At 65.3% G+C, this 3,129-nt stretch carries 6 protein-coding genes; all 6 read left to right on the top strand.

Features of this window, described 5'->3' with window-relative positions; all coding sequences use genetic code 11:
- The coding region (locus ACI3KW_RS23120; RefSeq protein WP_404850041.1) for a phage major tail protein, TP901-1 family at positions 1–225 on the top strand (225 nt) is incomplete at its 5' end.
- Positions 226–254: 29 nt separating this feature from the next.
- Positions 255–569, top strand: coding sequence for a gene transfer agent family protein (locus ACI3KW_RS23115; RefSeq protein WP_404850040.1), 315 nt, complete (start codon positions 255–257; stop codon positions 567–569).
- Complete coding sequence (locus ACI3KW_RS23110; protein ID WP_404850039.1) at positions 566–757, top strand: rcc01693 family protein; 192 nt, start codon at positions 566–568, stop codon at positions 755–757. The genes ACI3KW_RS23115 and ACI3KW_RS23110 overlap by 4 nt, the downstream gene beginning before the upstream one ends.
- Positions 747–1,286, top strand: coding sequence for a phage tail tape measure protein (locus ACI3KW_RS23105; RefSeq protein WP_404850038.1), 540 nt, complete (start codon positions 747–749; stop codon positions 1,284–1,286). Before ACI3KW_RS23110 ends, ACI3KW_RS23105 begins: the two co-directional genes overlap by 11 nt.
- 179 nt (positions 1,287–1,465) lie before the next feature.
- Complete coding sequence (locus ACI3KW_RS23100; RefSeq protein WP_404850037.1) at positions 1,466–2,086, top strand: TIGR02217 family protein; 621 nt, start codon at positions 1,466–1,468, stop codon at positions 2,084–2,086.
- Positions 2,083–2,955 (top strand): DUF2163 domain-containing protein, encoded by an 873-nt coding sequence (locus ACI3KW_RS23095; RefSeq protein WP_404850036.1) that lies wholly within the window; start codon positions 2,083–2,085, stop codon positions 2,953–2,955. Before ACI3KW_RS23100 ends, ACI3KW_RS23095 begins: the two co-directional genes overlap by 4 nt.
- The last annotated feature ends 174 nt before the right edge of the window (positions 2,956–3,129 follow it).

Below are 3,129 nucleotides of genomic sequence, written 5' to 3'. Positions count from 1 at the left end.
GTGTCGGGGGCGGGGGTGTTCAAGGATGCCGTGTCCGATGCGCAGATCAGGGCGTTGTTTTTTGCCGGGACGATCCAGAACTGGCAGCTGATCATTCCCGATTTCGGGACGGTGGCGGGGCCATTTCAGATCGTGGCGCTGGAATTTTCCGCCGATCATGCGGGGGAAGTGACGTTCGACCTGGCGCTGGAGAGCGCGGGGGAAGTGACGTTTGTGGTGGTGTGACCGCATCTCAAAATCAAAGGGCAAAAAACATGGCGATTGCGCAGCGGGGTGAGATTGAGGCGCTGATTGGCGGGGAGCGGGTGACGCTGTGCCTGACGCTGGGGGCGTTGGCGGAGTTGGAGGCGCATTTGCAGGCGGGGGATCTGGTGGGGCTGGCGGAGCGCTTTGCCAATGGGCGGGTTTCGGCGCGGGATCTGACGGCGATCCTGGGGGCCGGGCTGCGCGGCGGGGGCAATGGGATCAGCGATGATGATCTGGCGCGGCTGAGCATCGAAGGCGGGGTCAAGGGCGCGGCGGAGATTGCGGCGCGGCTGCTGAAGGCGACGTTTGGAGAGGCGGAGTGACGCCGTTTCCCTGGGCGGCGGCGATGCGGTTTGGTCTGGGCGTGTTGCGGCTGGCGCCACGCGAGTTCTGGGCAATGACGCCGCGGGAGCTGGCTGCAGCCTGGGGCGCGATTTTGGGTGATCGAGCAGGCCCCTTGGGGCGGCAGGAACTGGGCGCGATGATGGAGAAATTCCCCGATGGCCGATGAGCTTTTTCCGGACAGTTTTGTCGATGAGCTGAGCGATGTGAAACTGGAACTGGGGCGCATCAAAAACCTCGGCGATGGGGTGGCGCGCTCGATCAGCTCGGCATTTCGCGGGGCGCTGCTGGACGGCAAATCGTTCCAATCGCTGCTGGGCGACATTGCGCGCAGCTTTGCCGATATCGCGCTCAAGGCGGCGATAAAGCCGCTGGGGAGCCTGGCGGGGAATTTGGTCGAAAGCCTGTTTACGGCGACCAATCCGGCGGTCAGGGAATTTGCCAAGGGCGGGGTGATTGCGACGCCGAGCTATTTTCCGATGTCGGGCGGGCTGGGGCTGATGGGTGAGGCGGGGCCGGAGGCGATCATGCCGCTGGCGCGTGGCGCCGATGGGCGGCTGGGTGTGGCCGGCGGCGGTGGCGCGGTGCACGTGACGTTCAATGTGACGGCGAGTGATGCGCGCAGTTTTGCGGCGAGCGAGGCGGAGCTGAGCGCGATGTTGTTGCGGGCGGTCAAGCGGGGCACGCGGGGGAGCTAGCGCATTTCGATATTCAGGTGATGCCGGCCTGCAAGCCGCAAGTCGCTGCGCTTCCGGTGCTCACGTACCCAAAAGTACGCTCCGTTCCGGTTCTCGCGACCCGCGTCTTTCGGCTCGGCCTGACCTGAATCTCTTCATGCGCAACTCCACTCCAACCGTAGGCGACGAGGAGATTTTCCATGGCCTTTCATGCAGTTCGCTTTCCCCTTGATGTGGCCCTTGGTTCCCGCGGTGGGCCGGAGCGGCGGACGGATGTGGTGACGCTGGCGGGCGGGGGCGAGCAGCGCAATGGGCGCTGGCAGCATTCGCGGCGGCGTTACAATGCGGGATATGGCGTCAAATCGCGGGCGGATATGGCGGCGGTGCTGGCATTTTTCGAGGAAAGACGCGGCCGGCTGCATGGGTTTTTGTGGCGCGATGGGCTGGATCATTCCTCGGGCGGGACGGTGCCGGGGGCGGGTGATCAGGCCATTGGCGTGGGCGATGGGGTGCGGACGTCGTTTCAGCTGAGCAAGCGTTACGGGGCGAGTTTTGATCCGTATGTCAGGCCGATCACGCGGCCAGTGGCGGGCAGCGTGCGCATGGCTGTGGCGGGTGTTGAAGTGACCAGTGGTTGGACTGTGGATGTCGCTACAGGCGTGGTGAGCTTTGCGACGGCGCCGGGCATTGGGGCGGCGGTGACGGCGGGTTTTTTGTTCGATGTGCCGGTGCGGTTCGATACGGACCGGCTGGATGTGGAACTGACCGGTTTCGATGGGGCCGAGGCGCCGTCCATTCCATTGGTGGAGATCTTGCCATGAGGGTGCTGGAGGCGGGGCTGGCCGGCCATGTGGCGCAGGGGGAGACCACGCTGGCCCATTGCTGGCGCATCAGGCGTGGGGATGGGTTGGTGCTGGGTTTTACCGATCATGACCGGGTGCTGGCGTTTGACGGGACGCAGTTTTTGCCCAGCCACGGGCTGGATGGTGGCGAGGTGCCGGCCAAGCTGGGTGGGCAGGTGGAGACCAGCGAAGTGCTGGGGGTGATCCATGCCGAGGCGATCAGCGAGGACGATATTCTGCTCGGGCATTATGACGGCGCGGTGGTGGAAAGCTGGCGGGTCAATTGGGCGGATGTGAGCCAAAGGCTGCTACTGCGCACCGATGCGATTGGCGAGATTGTGCGCGAGGACGGGGTATTCCGGGCGGAATTGCGCTCGGCGCAGCAGGGGCTCAATGCGACGCGAGGCCGGGTCTATCACGGGCTGTGCGATGCGGAGCTGGGAGATGCGCGGTGTGGCGTTGATCTGGCGGCCTGGCGGGGTACGGCGACGGTAATTGCGGTGGAGGATGCCTATCGCGTGCGGGTCTCGGGGCTGGCTGGATTTGCCGACGGCTGGTTTGGTTTTGGCAAGGCGGTGTGGAGTGGAGGGCGGCGCGTGGGGCTGACCGATGGGGTGATGAGCCATGGGCGGGATGTGCTCGGTTTTGCCGTGAAGCTGGGGGATTGGGTCGTGCCAGGCGACACGCTGGTGGTGACGGCGGGGTGTGATCGGCAGTTTGCTACTTGCAAGGCCAAGTTCGCCAATGCGGTCAATTTCCGCGGCTTTCCGCATATTCCGGGCAGCGACTATGTGCTGCGCCACCCGCGCAATGGCGATGCGCTGGATGGGCGGGCGGTGGTGAAATGAACCCCGATGCCGTGGTGAGCGCGGCGCGGGCGTGGCTGGGCACGCCATACCGGCATCAAGCGGCAACGCTGGGGGCGGGGTGTGACTGCCTGGGGCTGCTGCGCGGGGTTTGGCGAACGCTGTATGGAGGGGCGCCGATGGCGGTGCCGCCGTATCGGGCGGATATGCGGGACC

Source organism: Devosia sp. ZW T5_3, assembly GCF_044987315.1.
Lineage (GTDB): Bacteria > Pseudomonadota > Alphaproteobacteria > Rhizobiales > Devosiaceae > Devosia.
Note: the sequence above shows the minus strand (reverse complement) of the source record. Positions and strands in the feature narration are given on the sequence as shown.